We start from the raw sequence: 18504 nt of genomic DNA, 5'->3' as shown, positions 1-18504 counted from the left end.
GCCTGCTGGAGCCCGCGCGTGAGCCTGCCTGCACATGGCGGCGCGCTGGCCGCCTGGCTGCAACGCCAGTGGTGGCGGCCTCGCCCTACCCTCGGCGCGCGGCTGCTGCAGCCGCTGAGCTGGCTCTACCGGGGCCTGGCGGCGCTGCACCGCCGCCGCAGTGCCGCGCCGGCCGACCGCGGTCCCGGCGAAGTGCCGGTGGTGGTGGTGGGCAACCTGATCGTCGGCGGTGCCGGCAAGACGCCCAGCGTCATCGCGCTCGTGCGCTGGCTGCGTGGCACGGGCTGGACGCCCGGCGTGATCTCCCGCGGCTATGGCCGTGGCACCGACGCGGTGGCCCAGGTGCAGCCCGGCCTGGGTGCCGCCCACGGTGGCGACGAGCCGCTGCTGATCCAGCTGCGCACCGGCGTGCCGGTGTGGGTGGGTGCCGACCGCGTGGCCACGCTGGCGGCGCTGCGCGCGGCGCATCCGGCGGTGGACATCGTGGTGTCCGACGACGGCCTGCAGCACCACCGGCTGCGGCGCGACGTGCAGCTGGTGGTGTTCGACGAGCGCGGCGCCGGCAACGGCCTGCTGCTGCCCGCCGGCCCGCTGCGCGAGCCGCTGCCGCCGGCCCTGCCGCCGCGCACCCTGGTGCTGTACAACGCGCCGGCCGCCAGCACGCCGCTGCCGGGCTTCCTGGCGCGCCGATCGCTGGCCGGCGTCATGCCGCTGGCCGACTGGTGGGCCGCCACCGACGGCGCCGCGCAGCCGCTGCAGGCGCTGCAAGGCCGGCCGCTGCATGCGGCGGCGGGCATCGCTTCGCCCGAGCGCTTCTTCGGCATGCTGGAAGCCGCGGGCCTGGCCATCGAGCGCCTGCCGCTGCCCGACCACCATGACTTCGCCACCCTGCCCTGGCCGCGGGACACCGAGGTGGTGATCACCGAAAAGGACGCGGTGAAGCTGCGGCCCGATCGCCTGCCGCCAGGCCAGCGGGTGTGGGTGGCCACGCTAGACTTCCCGCTTCCGCCCGGCCTGGCCGCGGCCCTGCAGCCGCTGCTGCCTCCGCCCCCTTCGGGCTGCCCCGCCCCACCTGCCCCATGACGCTCGACCATCGCCTGATCGACCTGCTGGTGTGCCCCGTTTGCAAGGGCCCGCTCGAAATGCTGCGCGACGACGCCAGCCAACCCGCCGAGCTGGCCTGCCGCGCCGACCGCCTGGCCTTCCCGATCCGCGATGGCCTGCCGGTGATGCTGGAAGGCGAAGCGCGCAACCTGGAATGAGCGCCGCCGCCCCCTTCACCGTGCTGATCCCCGCCCGGCTGGCCTCCACGCGCCTGCCGCGCAAGCCGCTGGCCGACATCGGCGGCCTGCCGATGGTGGTGCGCGTGGCGCAGCGCGCCGCGCTGGCCGGCGCCGCCCAGGTGGTGGTGGCCGCGGACGACGCCGAGATCCTGCAGGCCTGCGAAGCCCACGGCGTGCGCGGCCTGCTCACGCGCGCCGACCATGCCAGCGGCAGCGACCGCCTGGCCGAGGCTTGCGAGCAGCTGGGGCTGGACGGCGACCACATCGTGGTCAACGTGCAGGGCGACGAACCCTTGATCGACCCGGGCCTGATCACCGCCTGCGTCGAGCAGCTGCAGCTGCGCAGCGACTGCGTGATGAGCACCGCCGCCCATGCCATCGACAGCGTGGCCGACCTGGCCAATCCGAACGTGGTCAAGGTGGTGCTGGATGCGCAGTCGCGCGCGTTGTACTTCAGCCGCGCGCCGCTGCCCTGGTGGCGCGATGGCAGCCACCCCGGCGCACCCGCCCTGCCGCTGCCGCCCGCACCGCCGGCGCTGCGCCATGTGGGCATCTACGGCTACCGCGCGGGCTTCCTCCGCAGCTTTCCCACGCTGGCCGCATCGCCGCTGGAAACCATCGAGGCGCTGGAGCAGCTGCGGGTGCTGTGGCATGGCGAACGCATCGCCGTGCACTGCAGCGCCGCCGCGCCTGCCGCGGGTGTGGACACGCCCGAAGACCTGGCGCGCGTGCGTGCGCTGGTGGCCGCGCAGGCCGCGCTTTGAGCGTCATCTGAAGGGGGCCAGGCCCCCGTGCCGCCACCCCTGGCGCGTCAGTTTCGCGCAGGGGTGTGCGTGTTATCTTCCACGACTGACAGCGTAGAACACCGCAAAACGAGGACAACGATGAGACTGATCCTGCTGGGGGCACCGGGTGCCGGCAAAGGAACCCAAGCCACCTTCCTGTGCCAGAAGTACGGCATCCCGCAGGTCTCCACCGGTGACATGCTGCGCGCCGCCGTCAAGGCCGGCACGCCGCTGGGCATCGAAGCGAAGAAGGTGATGGACGCCGGCGGCCTGGTCAGCGACGACCTCATCATCGCCCTCGTCAAGGAACGCATCGCCCAGCCCGATTGCGCCAAGGGCTTCCTGTTCGACGGCTTCCCGCGCACCATCCCGCAGGCCGAGGCCATGCGCGCGGCCGGCGTCAAGATCGACGCCGTGCTGGAGATCGACGTGCCGCACGAAGCCATCATCGAGCGCATGAGCGGCCGCCGCACGCACCAGCCCTCGGGCCGCACCTACCACGTCAAGTACAACCCGCCCAAGGTGGCCGGCAAGGACGACGTCACCGGCGAGGACCTGGTACAGCGCGAGGACGACAAGGAAGAGACCGTCAAGAAGCGCCTGGAGGTCTACCAGAGCCTCACGCGCCCGCTGGTGGACTACTACAGCCAATGGGCCGCCACCGGCGATGCCCAGGCCCCGCGCTACAGCAAGATCAGCGGCACCGGCACGGTGGACGAGATCACCGCCCGCGCACTGCAGGCGCTAGGCTGAAGGCCCGCCTGCCGCTCACCGACGAATGCCGCCTGCGGGCGGCGTTTTCCATTCCAGGACTGTCATCTCAGGAGTAATCACGCATGGACATCGCAGGCAAGGTCTTCATCGTCACCGGCGGCGCGTCGGGCCTGGGCGAAGGCACGGCGCGCATGCTGGCCGCCCACGGCGCCACCGTCGTCATCGCCGACCTGCAGGCCGACAAGGGCGAAGCCCTGGCCACCGAGCTGGGCGGCGCCTTCGTCAGGTGCGACGTGAGCCAGGAGGCCGACGGCCAGGCCATGGTGGCCAAAGCCACGTCGCTGGGCAAGCTGGTGGGCCTGGTGAACTGCGCCGGCATCGCGCCCGCGGCCAAGACGGTGGGCAAGGACGGCGCGCATGCGCTGTCGCTCTACACCAAGGTGATCACGGTCAACCTGATCGGCAGCTTCAACATGATCCGCCTGGCCGCCGAGGCCATGGCGAAGAACGAGCCGGAACCGACGGGCGAGCGCGGCGTGCTCATCAGCACCGCCAGCGTGGCCGCGTACGACGGCCAGATCGGCCAGGCCGCCTATTCGGCCAGCAAGGGCGGCGTGGTGGGCATGACGCTGCCGGTCGCCCGCGACCTGGCGCGCAACGGCATCCGCAACATGACCATCGCCCCGGGCATCTTCGGCACGCCGATGCTGTTCTCCATGCCCCAGGAAGTGCAGGACGCGCTGGCCGCGGGCGTGCCCTTCCCCTCGCGCCTGGGCACCCCGCAGGACTACGCCAAGCTGGTGCACGCCATCGTCACCAACGAGATGCTCAACGGCGAGGTGATCCGGCTGGACGGGGCAATCCGGCTGGCGCCGAAGTGAAAAGAGCCCGCGGCCTGTCGAGGCTGCGGGCTCCTGTGCGTCCGGGCATGCGGCCCGGACGGTGCATCAGAAGGCGAAGTTGCCGTTGATGTAGAAGGTGCGGCCGCGCGGGTCGTAGTAGCGGTCGTCGTAGCCCACCATCTGGCCCTTGTTGATGCCGCTGATCACCAGCGACAGCGGCGGTGCGCGGTCGAAGATGTTCAGCACGCCGGCGGTGATGGCGAACTGCTTGTTCAGCTGCACGCGGCTCTGCCAGTCGAAGGTGTAGTAGCGCTTGACCTTCAGGCGCACTTCCTCGAACTCGCCCGTGCCCACGCCGGCGGCGTCCAGCACTTCCACCTCGGCCGGCACGTCCTTGTAGCCGGTCTTGAAGTTGAAGCCCAGCGTGTGGTTCCAGGCACCGGCGCGCAGCGAGGTCGTCAGGCGGCCCTGCCACCGGAAGGTGACGGTGCCCAGCGACTCGTTGTTGTTGCCGATGGCCGAGTAGTACTCGCCGCCCGGCACCAGCTGCTGCTTCTCGCGCAGCATGTAGGTGGCCACGAACTGGGAGGTGACCGTGCCGAGCGGCGTGGGCACGCGGCCCACGACATCGAAGTCGATGCCGCTCATGTAGGTCTTGCCCAGGTTCAGGTTGCTCTGGTTATAGGCCAGGTAGTTGGTGCCCGTGCCCACGTCCACCGCCGAAGTCCACGCGCCTGCGTAGGCGTTCGGGTTGGCGAAAGCCTCCTGCTCGGTGATCTGGCCGAAGGTGTCGCGCAGCGCCACCATCCACAGGTCGGCACCGGCGGAGATCGCGCTGCTGGGCTCGAAGCGGATGCCCAGCGTGGCCTGCTTCGACTTCTCGGGCTTCAGCTCCTTGTTGCCGCCGGCGTACACGTCGTACTGCGTGCCGCTCGGGCGGCAGGTGGCGCCCTGCGCGGCGGCGATGGCGGCCAGCTCCGGCGTGCAGTCGTAGTTGCCCGACGTCACGCCATAGGACTGCAGCGCACCGTTGAGCTGCGGCACCGTGGGCGCACGGAAGCCCGTGCCCACCGAGCCGCGCACCAGCAGCTGCGGCGTCGGGTTCCAGCGGAACGCGGCCTTGCCGGTGGTGGAGTTGCCCGAGTCGGAGTACTTGTCGTAACGCACCGAGGTGGTCAGCTCGAAGTTGCGCGCGATGGGGAACAGCATCTCGCCGAACAGGCCCCAGGCGTGGCGGTCCGACTTGTACGGCGGCTTGGCCGACGCATCGCCGAAGCGCTGGTCACAAGGCAGCGCGTCGTTGTCCGGATCGCACAGCTCGCCGGTCACCGGGTTGGTCAGCACGCCCTGCGCGAACAGGCTGGGCTTGCTCTCGAAGCGCTCCTTGAAGAAGTTGATGCCGGTGCCGAACTGCATCGGGCCGCCGGCCAGCTGGCCAAAGGCGCGCGACGCACGCAGCTCGACGCCGTCCAGCTTGGACTCGCCGCCGTCCCAGTAGCCCTTGTACGAGGCGCCGTTGATGGCTTGCAGGGCTTCGGCGCTCTGCTGGCCCGGACCCACGAAGGGATTGAGCAGGCCGCTGGTCAGCAGCCGGTTGAAGGCGATGGCGCCGGGATAGCCGGAGATGCTGCCCTTGACGATGCTTTCCGAGTGGGTGTACGCGGTGTCGTAGTCCCAGCCGGCCACGGTGCCCTTCAGGCTCAGGCTCAGGTTGCGGAAGTCGGCCTTGTCGTCGCTGGTTCGCTTGCCGAGGTCGGCGGCGCGGTACGAGGCCACGCTGTCCTCGGTGATGCCCACCGGCAGCAGGTACTGGTTGTGCAGCGCGGAGCCCGCTTCCACCAGCACTTCGCCCGGCACCGGTGCGATGCGCGAGATCGACTTGGTGCGCGCCAGCAGCAGGTCGGCGCCGAAGGTATGGTCGGTGCCCAGCTTCTTGGTGAAGCTGGTCATGAAGCTCTCACGCTCGCGCACCGGGTAGATCTCGAGCTGCGTGACGAAGTCGTAGTAGCAGGCGCGCTTGCCCGGCGCCGTTTCCAGCGAGACGTGCACGTCGGGGCAGCTGCCGTTGGCCAGCAGGTAGGGGCTGACCAGGTCGCCGTCGTCGTCCGTGGTGTTGGCAGGAATGCCGCGCGGCGAGCCGTTGAAGAACTGGTAGGTCTTGCCGTTGGCGTTGAAGTTGACGATGCCGCTCTTGGCGAACTTGCGGTCCGTGGAATTGAGCTTGGTGCGGCGGTCGGCGCTGGCGGCGATGAGCACGTTGTAGCCGTCGCTCTCCAGGTTGCCGAAGCCCTTGGAGAAGTTCACGCGCTTCTCGGTGGCGCCGTCGGACGGGCGGGAGTAGCCGACGGTGATGTCGCCTTCCTGCGTGTCGCGCTTGGTGATGAAGTTCACCACGCCGGCGATGGCGTCGGAGCCGTATAGGGCCGAGGCGCCGTCGGACAGGATCTCGATGCGCTCGATGGCGGCGATCGGAATGGTGTTGAGGTCGACCGCGGCGGCAAAGCCGGTCAGCGTCTGGCCACCGAACTGCGCCAGGCGGCGACCGTTCAGCAGCACCAGGGTGCGGTTCTCGGTCAGGTTGTGGATGGACACGCCGGCGAAGCCGTAGCTGTTGCCACCCACGCCGGCGGTCTCGGTGACCGCGCCCTGGATGGAGGGCAGTTTCTGCAGAAGGTCCACCGTGGACGTAGCGCCCGTGCGGTCGATTTCTTCCTTGCGGATCACCTGGACCGGAAGGGCCCCTTCCGCCTGCACCCGGCGAATGGCCGAGCCGGTGATTTCAACGCGCTGCGCACTGTCTTGTGCCACCGCCACGCCCGCAAAGGGCCCGACCGTGCCGCCAAAGGCGAGCAGTATGCTGGACAGTAACTGCGTTCTTTTGAACATACTCATACTCCTAATGTTCAGTTCAAGGTGTCCAGCCACCTGGAGAAATGTCATTGCGGGGCGCTTGTGGCGCCGGTGGCGTGCGATGACATGGCAGGAAGCCTGATGGCCGCCTGCGGGCGAGAGGCGGGTCGCCAATGCCCGGTTAACAAGGAATCAAGGTGCGGGGTTACCGATCAGGTGCCTGGCCTCCATGGTTTTTCTAGGGGAAAGGGAAAGTCAGACGTGCGAACGCAGCCCTGCGGCGGGCCGACGCGCAAGCGTCCCGGTGAACAAGGCGGTGGGGAGAAGGTAACCGGCGGGTGCCGGTGCGCCAGGCAGGCGCGCAGAGGGGCTACAGCGGAACTGCGGAATGAACAAGACTTCGACTACCTATTGTTCAAGACGATGGCCCGTCAGCTGCATGCACACAGTTGGTGCAGACTTCTGGGTGCATGCACACCCTGTAGACGGGCCCGCGCTGGGCGAATGTTTCTGTTTGTTCCCGACTGGCTGCATTACGTGTCTGGATTGTCCTTAAGCATTTACGGGGCCAACCCTGGGACAAACCTTGATGGTGCGTGCGCGCCACGGCCGTGCCGGGCTTGCCGGTAGTGCGGATTGACGGGCAAGCAAAAACGGGCCGCGAGGGCCCGTTTGCTGTTGATGCGCAGCCGCCGTCAGAACTTGAAATTGGCCCTGGCGTAGACCGTACGACCACGGGCGTCTGTGTAGCGGTTGTCGTAGCCGACCTGCTGTCCACCCACGGTCTTGAGCGAAAGCGGCGGATCACGGTCGAAAAGGTTGTTGATGCCGACGGTCGCCGACCATGCCTTGGTGATGTCGTACTTGGTCTGCACATCCACCGTCAGATAACTGCTGACACGCCGGTCCGTCACCCCGACCGTGCGCCCAATGCTGCCGTCAGGATTGAGAACGCGCACCAGTCCGCAGTCCGCCACTGTGCAAGGCTGGTCGAGGTAGGACGACTTGTAATTGATGGCGAAGGTGTTTTCGGCATTGCCGGTCTTGAGCACGGTCGTCAGCTTCCAAAGGTTCTTGAACGTTACCTCCTCATCATTGAATCGTCCTAGGTTACTGAACCACGGGCCATTCTTGAGACGCTGGTAGTCGTACTTGAACATGTGGGTCCACTGCAGAGCGGTGGTCAACCGGCCCAACGACGTGTTGAATGCAACGCGCGCATCCACGTCCAGCCCTAAAAACTTTTCCTTGCCGAGGTTTTCGTTCGGAATGAAGAGGGCCACGTAGGTCTGCTTGGTCCCCGGGTCATCGTAGGTCGTGAAGTTTTTCAGGTAAGACCCAGGGTTGGCCATGATGACGTCTTCCGTCAACTGGTCGATGCGGTCCTTCACGTTCACGCCCCAAAAATCGGCGCCGAAAGACACGTTCGTCGACGGCTCGACCCGGAAACCCAAAGTCCACTGGGTCGACTTTTCTGGTTTGAGCTCAGGGTTGCCGCTGGCCAGCTGCTCATACTGGGTATTGCCCTGCCGGCAACGGACCGAAGGATTGGTCTGCTGAAGTGCTTCCAGTACCTCGGTCGGACAGTTGTAGCCTGCTCCCGTCACGCCATAAAGCTGGCGACCCGCTGCCACCTGCGGTACGGCGGGCGCCCTGTAGCCGGTGCCGACTGAACCACGAAACAGCAGCACCTTCGATGGCTGGTAGCGCATCGACAACTTCCCGTTGTTGGTATTGCCGAAGTCGCTGTAATGGTCATGCCGCAACGCCGCATTCAGCTCCAGCGTCTCCAGCACCGGCAGCACCACTTCCGCGTAGACGCCATAGGCCTTCCGCGACACGTCGTAAGGCACCTCGCCAGAGGAATCGCCGGCAATGTTGTTGCCGATACCCTGCGCCACCAGGCTCGGGCTGCTTTCCACGTCTTCCTTGCGGAAGTCGACGCCCAAGCCAAGCTGAGCCGGGCGGTTGCCGATCTTGAAGATTTCGCGCGAGCCGCGCAGTTCGAGCGCAGAAAGCGCCGAGGTTCGCGTCTGGAACACGTTCCGATATTGCATATCGTCCAGCGCCGAAATGCCGGCGGCCGATTGCTGCCCTGGCATCAGGAAGGGGTCGAAGGAACCGTTGGCAATGGCAGCATCCTGTTCGTTCTGCAAGAGCCAACCGCCGCCGTAGCTGGAGACCCACTTGTTGCGGGACAGCGTCAATGCCGAAGAATAGTCCCAGCCAGACAGGCTGCCAGACAGGCTCAGCGCGAAATGGGTGGCCTTGGTTTCGTTGCGCGTAACCCGGGGCCCGACATCGACGCCCCGCCAGTAAGCATACAAGTCATCGCCGTAAACGGAATCCGGCACCAGTACCTTGGCGCCGCCCGGCATGTACTGGTTGTATAACGTTGAGCCGGTCGGAATCTGCATGTCCACCGGCGGCGGCGCAATGCGCGTCGTCATCGTGTACCGGTTATACGCGAAGTCGGCGCTCAACCGATGGTCGGCCCCCAAGGCCTTGCTGAAGGTGGCGAAGAGGCTGTCGCGTGCTTGCTCAGGTGAAATCTCTAGCGCCTGGCTGTAGTCGTAGCGGCATGCTCCGCCTCGAAATACATGGGTAGGCGGGCAACTGCCGTTCTGGTCGTAGTACGCATTGCCCAACGCATCGAATTCGCGCGCCTCGTTATACACCTCGTAATTGGCGGGCGCCGAGCGAATGGAGCCGTTGAAAAACACCAGGCTCTGACCCTTGTAGTTGAAGGGCACGATGCCGGTTTTCGAGAAGCTTCGGTCGGCCGCCTTCAACTGAGTCTGGCGGTCCATTGCCAGGCTGACCAACGCGTTGTAGCCATCGTCAGTCAAGCTCCCCCAACCCTTTGTCAGGCTGAAGTTGGTGGATTTGCCCGCTCCACCCTTCGGAACGGAGTGGGTAAGGCTTGCAGCGCCTTCCGTCAAGTCGCGCCGCAGGATGAAGTTGACGACGCCTGCAATGGCGTCGGTGCCATACACGGCCGAGGCGCCATCAGTGAGCACTTCGATTCGGTCGACCGCAGCAAGCGGAATGCTGTTGAGGTCGATGCCGGAACCAAAGCCCGTCAGCGTCTGGCCAGCCCAGCTGGCTACACGCCGACCATTCAGCAGCACCAGCGTGCGTTGTTCGCCGACGTTATGGATGGAGGCGCCGGCAAAACCCCCTGAACCGCTGCCCACTGACTCCGAGCTCGAGGTGAACCCCTGCAACGCCGGCAGGTTCTGCAGCAGCTCGGTGACCGACTGCGCGCCGCTGCGGTCGATCTCGGCGCGGTTGACGGTTTGCACCGGCAATGCGGTCTCGGCATTGATCCGCTTGATGGACGAACCGGTGATTTCGACCCGCTGGGCCTCTTGGGCCACCGCCGACCCGGCGGCGAGGAAACACACGATGGCTGAATTGATGGCAGTCCGCTTGAACATGCACTCTCCTGGTCGATGATTGCCTGAGCACCCAGATATGCGGGTGTCAATCGATTGTTAAGCAATCTTTCTGCCAGAAAGTGATATTTTAGCGGTGCATCGGGCAAATCCGGATCGTTTGAATTGATATTTGTGGAGTCTCCGCAACGGCACTGCGAAGCTTCACTCTTGTGCCGTGATGGCCAACCTCGGTACAGCCGCCAACAGTGTGCGCGTATACCCCTGCGTCGGCGCATCCAGCACACTGGCCGCCGCCCCTGCTCCACGATCCGCCCGCGCTGCATCACCGCCACCTCGTCCGCGATGTACTCCACCACGCCGATGTTGTGCGTGATGAACAGGTAGCTGATACCCAGCTCGCGCTGCAGCTGCTTGAGCAGGTTGAGGATCTGCGCCTGCACCGACACGTCGAGCGCGGAGGTCGGCTCGTCGCACACGATCAGCTGCGGCTGCACTGCCAGTGCACGCGCGATGGCGATGCGCTGGCGCTGGCCGCCGGAGAACTCGTGCGGATAGCGGTGCAGCGCCTCCCGGCGCAGGCCGACCTGGTCGGTCAGGGCTTCGATGCGCGCTCTTCGTGCACCGGCGTCCATCTCGGTGCGCAGCGACATCAGGCCTTCCTCCAGCACGTCGAACACGCGCATGCGCGGGTTCAGCGAGGCAAACGGATCCTGGAAGATGATCTGGATGCGCTGCCTCGCCGCGCGCAGCGCATCGCCGTTCATGTCGAACAGGTTCTGGCCGTCCAGCAGGGCCCGGCCCTCGATGCGGGCCTGGGTGCGCAGCAGCTGCACGATGGCCTTGCCCGTGGTGGTCTTGCCGCAGCCCGACTCGCCCACCAGCGCCAAAGTGCGACCCGCGCCCACCTGGAAACTCACGCCGTCCACCGCGTCGAAGTAGCCGGCCACGCGCTGCAGCGCGCCCTTGCGGATCGGGAAGCGCACCCGCAGCCCCTCCACCTGCAGCAGCGGCGCGCCCACCGGCAGGCCGCGGGTGGCCTCGGCCGCGGCAGCGGGAGGCAGCGGCGCGGGTGCGGCCTCGGCCGGCGCCGCGGCGGCCAGCGCGGCCAGGCGGGCATCGTCCACGTACAGCAGGCAGCGCACCGGGTGCGGCGCCTGGCCGTCCGCCGCGGCCTCGTACAACTCGGGCAGCGTGGTGGAGCAATGCGGCATCACCCGGTCGCAGCGCGGCGCGAAACGGCAGCCGGTGAAGGTGGTGGTCAGCGGCGGCACGGTGCCCGCGATGGCGGCCAGCGGCTGGTCGCGGCGCTGGGCATCCGGCAATGCCTTCAGCAACGCGCGCGCATACGGATGGCGCGGGTGGGCAAAGAAGTCGGCGGCCTCGGCCACCTCGATGATCTGCCCTGCGTACATCAGCGCCACGCGGTGGGCCATGCCGCTGACCACCGCCAGGTCGTGCGTGATGAGCAGCATGCCCATGCCCTGCTCGCGCTGCAGGTCGCGCAGCAGCTCCAGGATCTGCTTCTGGATGGTGACGTCCAGCGCCGTCGTGGGCTCGTCGGCCACCACGAAGTCGGGCTCGGTGGCCAGCGTCATCGCGATCATCACCCGCTGCTTCTGGCCGCCGCTCATGCGGAACGGGTACTCGTCGATGCGGCGCTCGGGCTCGGGGATGCCGACGCGGCGCAGCCAGTCGATGGCCTTGGCGCGGGCCGCATCGCCGCGCAGCGCGGTGTGCGCCTCGATGGCTTCCACGATCTGCTGGCCCACCTTCATCACCGGGTTCAGGCTGGTGGAAGGCTCCTGGAAGATCATGCCGATGCGCCCGCCGCGCACCGCGCGCATGCGCGATTCGGGCAGGCTGAGCACATCGGTCTCGCCGCGGCGGTCCTCGTCGCCCAGCAGCACGCGGCCCTGGGCCACGGTGCCGTTGTCGGGCAGCAGGCGCATCAGCGCCAGCGCGGTCATGCTCTTGCCGCAGCCGGACTCGCCCACCAGCGCGAAAGTCTCGCCGCGGCGGATGGCCAGGTCCAGGCCGTCGATGGCCTTGACCAGGCCGGCTTCGCTGTCCAGCTCCACCTTCAGGTTGTCGATGCGCAGCACGTCAGGCCCCTTGTGTCTTGCGTTCGCGCCGCAGCACGCGGGCACGGAAGGTGCGCGCGCGTGGATCGAAGGCGTCGCGCACGCCGTCGGCGAACAGGTTGGCGGCCAGCACCACGGTGACCATGAAGCCGAAGGCCGCCGCGAACGACCACCACACCACCGGGTCGCGGCTCATCTCGGAGCGGGCCAGGTTGATCATGCCGCCGAAGCTGTTCATCGACGGATCGACACCCACGCCCACGTACGACAGCACCGCCTCGTAGAGGATGAGCGAGGAGAACTCCAGCACCGTGACGATGAGCATCAGGTGCGCCACGTTGGGGAAGATGTGCCGCACCATGATGCGGCCATGGCCCACGCCGAAGGCATTGGCGGCCTGCACGTATTCCAGCTCGCGCAGCTTGAGCGTCTCGCCTCGCAGCAGGCGGCACAGGCCGGCCCAGCCGGTGGCGCCCAGCACCACGCACAGCAGGAAGAGCTTGAGGTCGGCCCGCTCGGCGCCGGTCTCGAACAGCTCCGGGTGCTTGTCGAGGAACACCTGCACCATCAGCACGCAGGCCGCGATGAGCAGCACGTTGGGCACCGAGCTGAGCACGGTGTAGAGGTACTGGATCAGCTCGTCCACCCAGCCCTTGAAGTAGCCGGCCATGATGCCCAGCACCACCGCCAGCGGCAGCGTGGCCACGGTGGCCAGCGTGCCGATGACGAAGGCGGTGCGGATGCTCTTGATGGCCTGGTACAGGACGTCGTTGCCGGTGCGGTCGGTGCCCATCAGGTGGTAGGGGCCGGACAGCATCGTGCTGGGGCCGACCACCAGGGCCACCAGCCACAGCGTGATGAGCAGCGCATGCCAGGGCACCTGCCCTTCGCGGTGTCGCACGGCGGCCCAGGTCTCGGCCAGGCCGGTGCCGCGGGCACGGCCGATCATGGCCAGCAGCGCCACCGTCAGCAAGGCGGCCGCCAGGGCGCCGGCCAGCAGGCCCACGCCGGCCCGCCAGGCCACGTCGCCCAGCAACTCGGTCTCGGGGTCCTTCAGGTGTGCGCCGCCGAACTGAAGCCGCGGCGCGGTGCGCACCACCTGCCCGTCCACCTCGCTCGACTCGCGGTTCCAGCTCACCGCCGCCAGCGGATGCGAGTAGGTGGACTCCCGCGCAGCGACCAGGTCCCACATCAGCGTGTCCAGCAGGGAGCGGGTGCGTGCGTCGTAGGCCGGCCCGGCGTCCGCGGCGGCGCCGGGTGCCGGCGGCAGCAGCGGGCGGTAGTGGATGCTGTCCACCAACGTGATGCCCAGGCACAGCAGCAGGATGAGGGAGGACGCCAGCGCCGCCGGATCGCGGAAAACCTTGCGCCAGTTGGCCGACAGCGCGGGCTTGCGCACCACCATCAGGCCATAGGCCAGCAGGGCCAGCAGCAGCAGCCAGATCGCGGCGTCGGTCCAGAGCAGAACGAACTTGGGCATGGAAGGCTCGCAGGTCAGCTGAGGCGCACCCGGGGGTCGGCCCAGGTGTAGGCGATGTCGATCAGCACATAGGTGGCGATGTAGAGCAGCGAGCCGAGGAACACCATCGTGCGCACGATGGCGAAGTCCTGCTTGCCGATGGCCTCGATCACGTAGGCGCCCAGGCCCGGCAGGCCGAAGAAGCTCTCGAACACCAGGCTGCCGAGAAACACGTAGGGCAGGTACGAGCCGGCGCTGGTGATGATGGGGATGAGCGCGTTGCGCAGCACATGCCTGTACAGGACGACCGCCTCCGACAGGCCCTTGGCACGGGCGGTGCGCACATAGTCCTTGCCGATCTCCTCCAGGAACATCGCGCGGTACAGCCGGGCCTCGCCGCCCAGCCGCGCCACCAGCGACAGCAGGATGGGCAGCACCAGGAACTTCACCGCATCCAGCCCCGGCGCATAGCCCGAGATCGGCGCCAGCCTGAGCACCCGCGAGAACAGGAACTGCCCCACGATGATGTAGAACAGGCTGGAGATGGACAACATCACCACGCAGGCCACCACGCCCCACACGTCCAGCCGCGTGCCGCGCAGCATCACCAGCAGCAACGCAAAGGCGGTGCTGGCGATCACCTGCAGCACGAACAGCGGCAGCGCCATCTGCAGGCTGACCTTCATGCGGGTGGCCACCTCGGCGCCGATGTCGCCGGCGCTCTCTGAATCGGCGCGGCCGAACTTCAGCGCGAACAGCGACACCGAGCGGTCCCAGAAGATGGTGTCGGTGAGCTGGGCCGTGCCCTGGGCCTGCGCATTGAAGTACAGCGGCTTGTCGTAGGCGCGTTCCTCCTTCCAGCGCTCGATGGCCTCCTGGGTGATGCGCTTGCCGCCCAGGTTCAGCCGCGCCATGTCGTCCGGCGTGTTGACGGTGAAGAAGAGCACGAAGGTGGCCAGGTTCACACCCAGCAGGATCAGCGCGCCGTAGACGATGCGGCGCATCACATAGGAAAGCATCGGGTCAGGGCTCCGCTTCGTCTAGGCCAGCACTTCGCCACGGGCGTTCATGCGTTCGCGCCGGCGCAGGCTGCGCGCGGCCACCACCACCAGCACCACCACCGCCACGGCCATCAGCACGGCGGGCCACCACACCGGCTGGTTCCAGGCCTTCTGGCGCGCCACCCGCTCGGCCGCATCCACCCGCAGGTAACGGCCCTGGTCGCGCACCAGGATGGCCGGGCGCGAGTTGTAGACCCAGTGCTGCACCGCAGCCGATGCATGCGGGAAGAAGCCCATGGTCCAGGGCGCGTCGGTCTGCGCGATCTTCACCAGTTCGTCGACCAGCTGCTGCTTCTCGGGGCCGTCGTCCAGCGTCTTCATGCGGCCGTACAGGCGGTCGAACTCGGCGCTGGCGTAGTTGGAGGTGTTCTCGCCGTCGTGCTTGGTCTTGCCGTTGGGGCCGTACAGCAGGAACAGGAAGTTCTCCGCGTCGGGGTAGTCTGCATTCCAGCCCAGCCAGAACACCTGGTAGGTGCCCTTGCGCACCTTGTCCTGGAACTGGTTGTTGTCGGTGGCGCGCACTTCCAGCTGCACGTCGATCTTGGCGAACTGCCGCACCACCCAGTCGATCTCCGGCTTGCGCTCGGGCGTGGGCGGTGCGTAGTAGTCGTAGTTGAGCACCAGCGGGCGGCCGGTCCGGGCGTCGCGGCCATTGGGGTAGCCGGCCTCGGCCAGCAGCCGCTTGGCATCGGCGATGGGCCGGCGCTGCACCTTGCCGTCCACCAGGCGGTGCGTCACCGGGTTGAAGTAGCCCGGCTCCTCCTCGCGCGAGCCGACGATGCCCGGCGGCAGCGGGCTCATGGCGGTGTCGCCCGCCTTCTTCGGAAAGACCTTGCTGTATTCCTCCCAGTCGATGGCGATGGAGATGGCCTGGCGCAGCTTGCGGTTGCGCTCGGCCTGCTCGGGCGTGCTGCCGTCGCCGATCACCGGGTCGAGCATGTTGAAGGCGATGAAGTAGCTGTTGACGTCGGAGCGGGTGTCCAGCCGGAAGCCCTTCTCGGTGTACTCGCGGCGCACGGCGTCGGAGTCCTGCATGTCCACCAGGTAGTCCTTGCCGGTGTCGGTGCGCTCGAACACCTCCACGTCGTAGAAGCCCTGGCGGAACTTGCCCTTCTGCGGCACGGCCTCGCGCTCCACCGTGACGACGATCTTGTCCAGGAACGGCGTCTTCTTGCCGCAGTCGGCCAGCAGGCCGGTGGCCTTGGCGATCTCGTCGCCCTCGCAGGGATACGGCTCACCGCGGTAGTTGGGATTGCGCACCATCACGTGCCGGCGGTCCTGCACGAACTCGGTCATCATGAACGGGCCCGTGCCCACCGGCCAGCGGTCCAGCGTCATGCCGCGCTCGGCCATGCCGGGCTGGGCATAGAAGGCATCGGCCTCCCAGGGCACCGGCGCGGTGAAGGTCATCTGCAGCCAGTAGTTCCACTGCGGGTACTTGCCCTTGATGCGGATGCGCAGCAGGTGTTTCTCGGGCGCGCTGGCACCGGCCAGCGGCCACTGGCGGAAGTCGAGGAAGGGTTTGTCCAGGCTGGACGGATCCAGCCCTTCGCGCAGCTTGGCGTCCTCGGCCTTGACCAGCGCGGTGTACTCGCGCAGGCCCACGATGTACTCGCCGAAGATGCCGGCGATCGGCGTGGTGATGCGGGTGGTGGCATGCCGCTTCAGGCCGTAGACGAAGTCCTCGGCCACCAGCTCGCGGGTGCCGGTGTGCTCGAAGTCCACCGGCGTGCGGCGGCCGCCCAGCTCGCCCGGCTTCATCGCGTGGTAGCGATAGCGGCCCTGCTCGTCCTTGGCAAAGGCCGGATGCGGCTGGAACAGGATGCCCGGCTTGATCGGGATGTCGTAGACGCTTTCGGCGATCACCGCACTGTCGGCATCGTCGGGCAGCGGCTGGCCGTTCTTGTCCAGGTAGTGCGGCTTGACCACCTCGGCCGCGCTCTTCGGCACCAGCACGAAGGGCCGCTTCAGGTAGTGGTAGCCGTAGGGCGGCTCGTAGATCTGGTAGGTGAACGGCGTGTCGTTCGACCAGTAGCTGGCCACCGGGTCCAGGTGGCGGGGAGAGTTCTCGATGGCCGCGGTGTACAGCGTGTTGGAAGCGGCGGCATCTTCAGGCCAGGGATTGTTGTTGCAGGCGGCCAAGCCGGCGGCCAGCGCCGCGGCCGCCAAGGCCTTGCCCCATCGAACCCACCCATGAATGCCCATGCATGCTCCTCGCGTGTTGCGCAGATCGTTATGCCGCGTTGGCGAACTGCGGGCTCGTGGCCCAGGCACCCCACGGAAGGCGCGGATTCTAGGAGAAGACATCTGCCAGATTTGCAGCTTCCATGCCAGGGAGTTGTACGTACAACTTGATGTCCCGTGGGAGACAGCCTGGCGCCGGCCCCCGTGATTACCAGCCGATGAAGGCGTCCCGCCCCTGCACGGCCAGCGTCACCCTGGCGCCCACCGGCAGGCATACCTTGGTGGGCACATGGCCGAAGGGCAGCCCGGTGAGGATGGGCACCGGGCACACGGAGCGCAGGTGCTCGATGGCCGACTTCAGCGTGTAGCCGCGGTCCAGCGGCGACTTGCGCCAGGCGGTGAACTCGCCCAGCAGCACGGCCTTCTGCTGTGCCAGCACGCCGGCCTGGTGCAGCTGCAGCAGGCTGCGCTCGATGCTGTAGGGATGTTCGTTCACCTCCTCGATGAACAGGATGCCGCCCTTGATGCGCCGCGTGGCCGGCCAGTGCCGCGTGCCCAGCAGCGTGCTGATGACGCGCAGGTTGCCGCCCCACAGCGTGCCGCGGGCTTCCAGGCCGTCGAAGCCCTCGCCCGTGCGGAAGCCCAGCGCTTCCAGCTCGCCGGACATGGCCTCCAGGAAGCAGCCCTCGGTCACGTCGTCCACGCCGCCCTCCTCGTCGGTGGCGCCGAAGTCGCCGGCGGCCATCGGCCCGGCCCAGGTGACGCCGGCCGGCGCATGGGCCAGCAGGCCCAGCTGCAGCGCGGTGAGGTCGCTGTAGCCCACCCAGCGCGTGCCACGCTCGATGCTGCGGGCCACCAGCGGCCAGTCGATGCGGTCCAGCAGGCGCGACATGCCGTAGCCGCCGCGCGTGGCCAGGGCCACCGAGGGTGCGGCCTCGGCCACCCGGTGCAGCGCGGCCAGGCGGATGTCGTCGGTGCCGGCGAAGCGCTGGTGCTTGCCCAGCGCATCGGCGTCGATGGTGACCTCGAAGCCATGGGCCTTCAGGCGGCGGGCGGCGCGGCGCACCGGCGCGGCCTGCACCACCACGCCCGCGGGCGAGAACAGCGTGAGCGTGCGCGGGCCGTCGGGCACGCCGTGGGCGGCATGGTCGCGGTGGGCATCGTGGGCATGCCCGTGGTGGTCATGGCCATGACGGTGGTCATGGTGGGCATGGTCGTGCGCCGGCGCGGCGGTCTTGCGGGAGGTGGCGGTCATCAGGGCTCGGGGGACGGGTCGGCGGGCAGCTCGGTGGCCTCGCCGGTGGGAATGGGGGGCGGGCCGCGGCGGGCGGCCTGCAGGGCCTTCTGCCGCGCGCGGCGCTCGGCGAAGAAGCCGCGCAGCAGCTGCGCGCTGGCCTCGGCCAGCACGCCGCCTTGCACCGTGGTGTGGTGGTTGAGCTGGGGCTGGGCGAAGAGGTCGATCACCGAGCCGGCCACGCCGGTCTTGGGATCGGCCGCCGCGAACACCACCCGCTTGAAGCGGGCATGCATCAGTGCCATCGCGCACATGGCGCAGGGCTCCAGCGTCACGAAGAGCTCGCACTCCGGCAGGCGGTAGTTCTGCAGCAGCTGCGCGGCATGGCGCAGCGCCACGATCTCGGCATGCGCCGTGGGGTCGTGGGTGGTAATGGGCCGGTTGTAGCCGGTGGCGATCACCTGGCCGTGGCGCAGGATCACCGCGCCCACCGGCACCTCGCCCGCCAGCTGCGCATTCAGGGCCTGGTCCAGCGCCAGGCGCATGGCATGTTCATCCGCCGGGCTGGCGGGCAATGGAGAAGGCACTGCGGACATGCCGCTACGTTACC

The 18504-nt window shown here is 67.8% G+C and carries 12 protein-coding genes and 1 pseudogene; 5 read left to right on the top strand and 8 right to left on the bottom strand.

Annotation, left to right across the window (positions count from 1 at the left end; all coding sequences use genetic code 11):
• The first annotated feature begins 24 nt into the window (after positions 1-24).
• From lpxK to LRS14_RS03720, 5 genes are all read left to right on the top strand, one after another.
• On the top strand, positions 25-1083 hold the full coding sequence (gene lpxK / locus LRS14_RS03740) for a tetraacyldisaccharide 4'-kinase (protein ID WP_259376563.1): 1059 nt from the start codon (positions 25-27) through the stop codon (positions 1081-1083).
• Positions 1080-1262 carry a Trm112 family protein gene (locus LRS14_RS03735; RefSeq protein WP_046111268.1) on the top strand — a complete coding sequence of 61 codons (183 nt, stop codon included), beginning with the start codon at positions 1080-1082 and terminating at the stop codon, positions 1260-1262. The genes lpxK and LRS14_RS03735 overlap by 4 nt, the downstream gene beginning before the upstream one ends.
• Positions 1259-2047, top strand: a complete 789-nt coding sequence (gene kdsB, locus LRS14_RS03730; RefSeq protein WP_257798645.1) for a 3-deoxy-manno-octulosonate cytidylyltransferase — start codon at positions 1259-1261, stop codon at positions 2045-2047. Before LRS14_RS03735 ends, kdsB begins: the two co-directional genes overlap by 4 nt.
• 120 nt (positions 2048-2167) lie before the next feature.
• Positions 2168-2821 carry an adenylate kinase gene (gene adk / locus LRS14_RS03725; protein ID WP_046111266.1) on the top strand — a complete coding sequence of 218 codons (654 nt, stop codon included), beginning with the start codon at positions 2168-2170 and terminating at the stop codon, positions 2819-2821.
• Between the two features lie 83 nt (positions 2822-2904).
• Positions 2905-3663, top strand: coding sequence for a 3-hydroxyacyl-CoA dehydrogenase (locus LRS14_RS03720; protein WP_257798643.1), 759 nt, complete (start codon positions 2905-2907; stop codon positions 3661-3663).
• A 66-nt stretch (positions 3664-3729) separates the two neighbouring features.
• Here LRS14_RS03720 and LRS14_RS03715 read toward each other — a convergent pair whose 3' ends face one another.
• From LRS14_RS03715 to tadA, 8 genes and pseudogenes are all read right to left on the bottom strand, one after another.
• Positions 3730-6432, bottom strand: coding sequence for a TonB-dependent receptor domain-containing protein (locus LRS14_RS03715; protein WP_257798642.1), 2703 nt, complete (start codon positions 6430-6432; stop codon positions 3730-3732).
• Between the two features lie 737 nt (positions 6433-7169).
• Complete coding sequence (locus LRS14_RS03710; protein WP_257798641.1) at positions 7170-9914, bottom strand: TonB-dependent receptor domain-containing protein; 2745 nt, start codon at positions 9912-9914, stop codon at positions 7170-7172.
• Between the two features lie 162 nt (positions 9915-10076).
• Positions 10077-11977 (bottom strand): annotated as a pseudogene (locus LRS14_RS03705) (ABC transporter ATP-binding protein).
• Position 11978: 1 nt separating this feature from the next.
• Complete coding sequence (locus LRS14_RS03700) at positions 11979-13436, bottom strand: ABC transporter permease (RefSeq protein ID WP_257798640.1); 1458 nt, start codon at positions 13434-13436, stop codon at positions 11979-11981.
• 14 nt (positions 13437-13450) lie between these two features.
• A complete protein-coding gene (locus LRS14_RS03695; protein ID WP_257798639.1) occupies positions 13451-14434 on the bottom strand; it encodes an ABC transporter permease in 984 nt (327 codons plus the stop codon).
• A gap of 21 nt (positions 14435-14455) precedes the next feature.
• A complete protein-coding gene (locus LRS14_RS03690) occupies positions 14456-16681 on the bottom strand; it encodes an ABC transporter substrate-binding protein (protein WP_257798638.1) in 2226 nt (741 codons plus the stop codon).
• A gap of 187 nt (positions 16682-16868) precedes the next feature.
• Entirely contained in the window at positions 16869-17915 is a 1047-nt protein-coding gene (locus LRS14_RS03685; protein WP_083440307.1) for an LD-carboxypeptidase, read from the bottom strand.
• A complete protein-coding gene (tadA, locus tag LRS14_RS03680) occupies positions 17915-18490 on the bottom strand; it encodes a tRNA adenosine(34) deaminase TadA (protein WP_052736044.1) in 576 nt (191 codons plus the stop codon). Before tadA ends, LRS14_RS03685 begins: the two co-directional genes overlap by 1 nt.
• Positions 18491-18504 lie beyond the last annotated feature (14 nt).

It is taken from the genome of Aquincola sp. J276 (assembly GCF_024700035.1).
GTDB lineage: Bacteria > Pseudomonadota > Gammaproteobacteria > Burkholderiales > Burkholderiaceae_C > Aquincola > Aquincola tertiaricarbonis.
Note: the sequence above shows the minus strand (reverse complement) of the source record. Positions and strands in the feature narration are given on the sequence as shown.

Bases quoted from the DNA above. Each gene is read 5' to 3' on its own strand.
- LRS14_RS03690 (WP_257798638.1), bottom strand. From the start codon at position 16,681: ATGGGCATTCATGGGTGGGTTCGATGGGGCAAGGCCTTGGCGGCCGCG.
- adk (WP_046111266.1), top strand. From the start codon at position 2,168: ATGAGACTGATCCTGCTGGGGGCACCGGGTGCCGGCAAAGGAACCCAA.
- LRS14_RS03720 (WP_257798643.1), top strand. From the start codon at position 2,905: ATGGACATCGCAGGCAAGGTCTTCATCGTCACCGGCGGCGCGTCGGGC.
- LRS14_RS03700 (WP_257798640.1), bottom strand. From the start codon at position 13,436: ATGCCCAAGTTCGTTCTGCTCTGGACCGACGCCGCGATCTGGCTGCTG.
- kdsB (WP_257798645.1), top strand. From the start codon at position 1,259: ATGAGCGCCGCCGCCCCCTTCACCGTGCTGATCCCCGCCCGGCTGGCC.
- LRS14_RS03710 (WP_257798641.1), bottom strand. From the start codon at position 9,914: ATGTTCAAGCGGACTGCCATCAATTCAGCCATCGTGTGTTTCCTCGCC.
- tadA (WP_052736044.1), bottom strand. From the start codon at position 18,490: ATGTCCGCAGTGCCTTCTCCATTGCCCGCCAGCCCGGCGGATGAACAT.
- LRS14_RS03735 (WP_046111268.1), top strand. From the start codon at position 1,080: ATGACGCTCGACCATCGCCTGATCGACCTGCTGGTGTGCCCCGTTTGC.
- LRS14_RS03695 (WP_257798639.1), bottom strand. From the start codon at position 14,434: ATGCTTTCCTATGTGATGCGCCGCATCGTCTACGGCGCGCTGATCCTG.
- LRS14_RS03685 (WP_083440307.1), bottom strand. From the start codon at position 17,915: ATGACCGCCACCTCCCGCAAGACCGCCGCGCCGGCGCACGACCATGCC.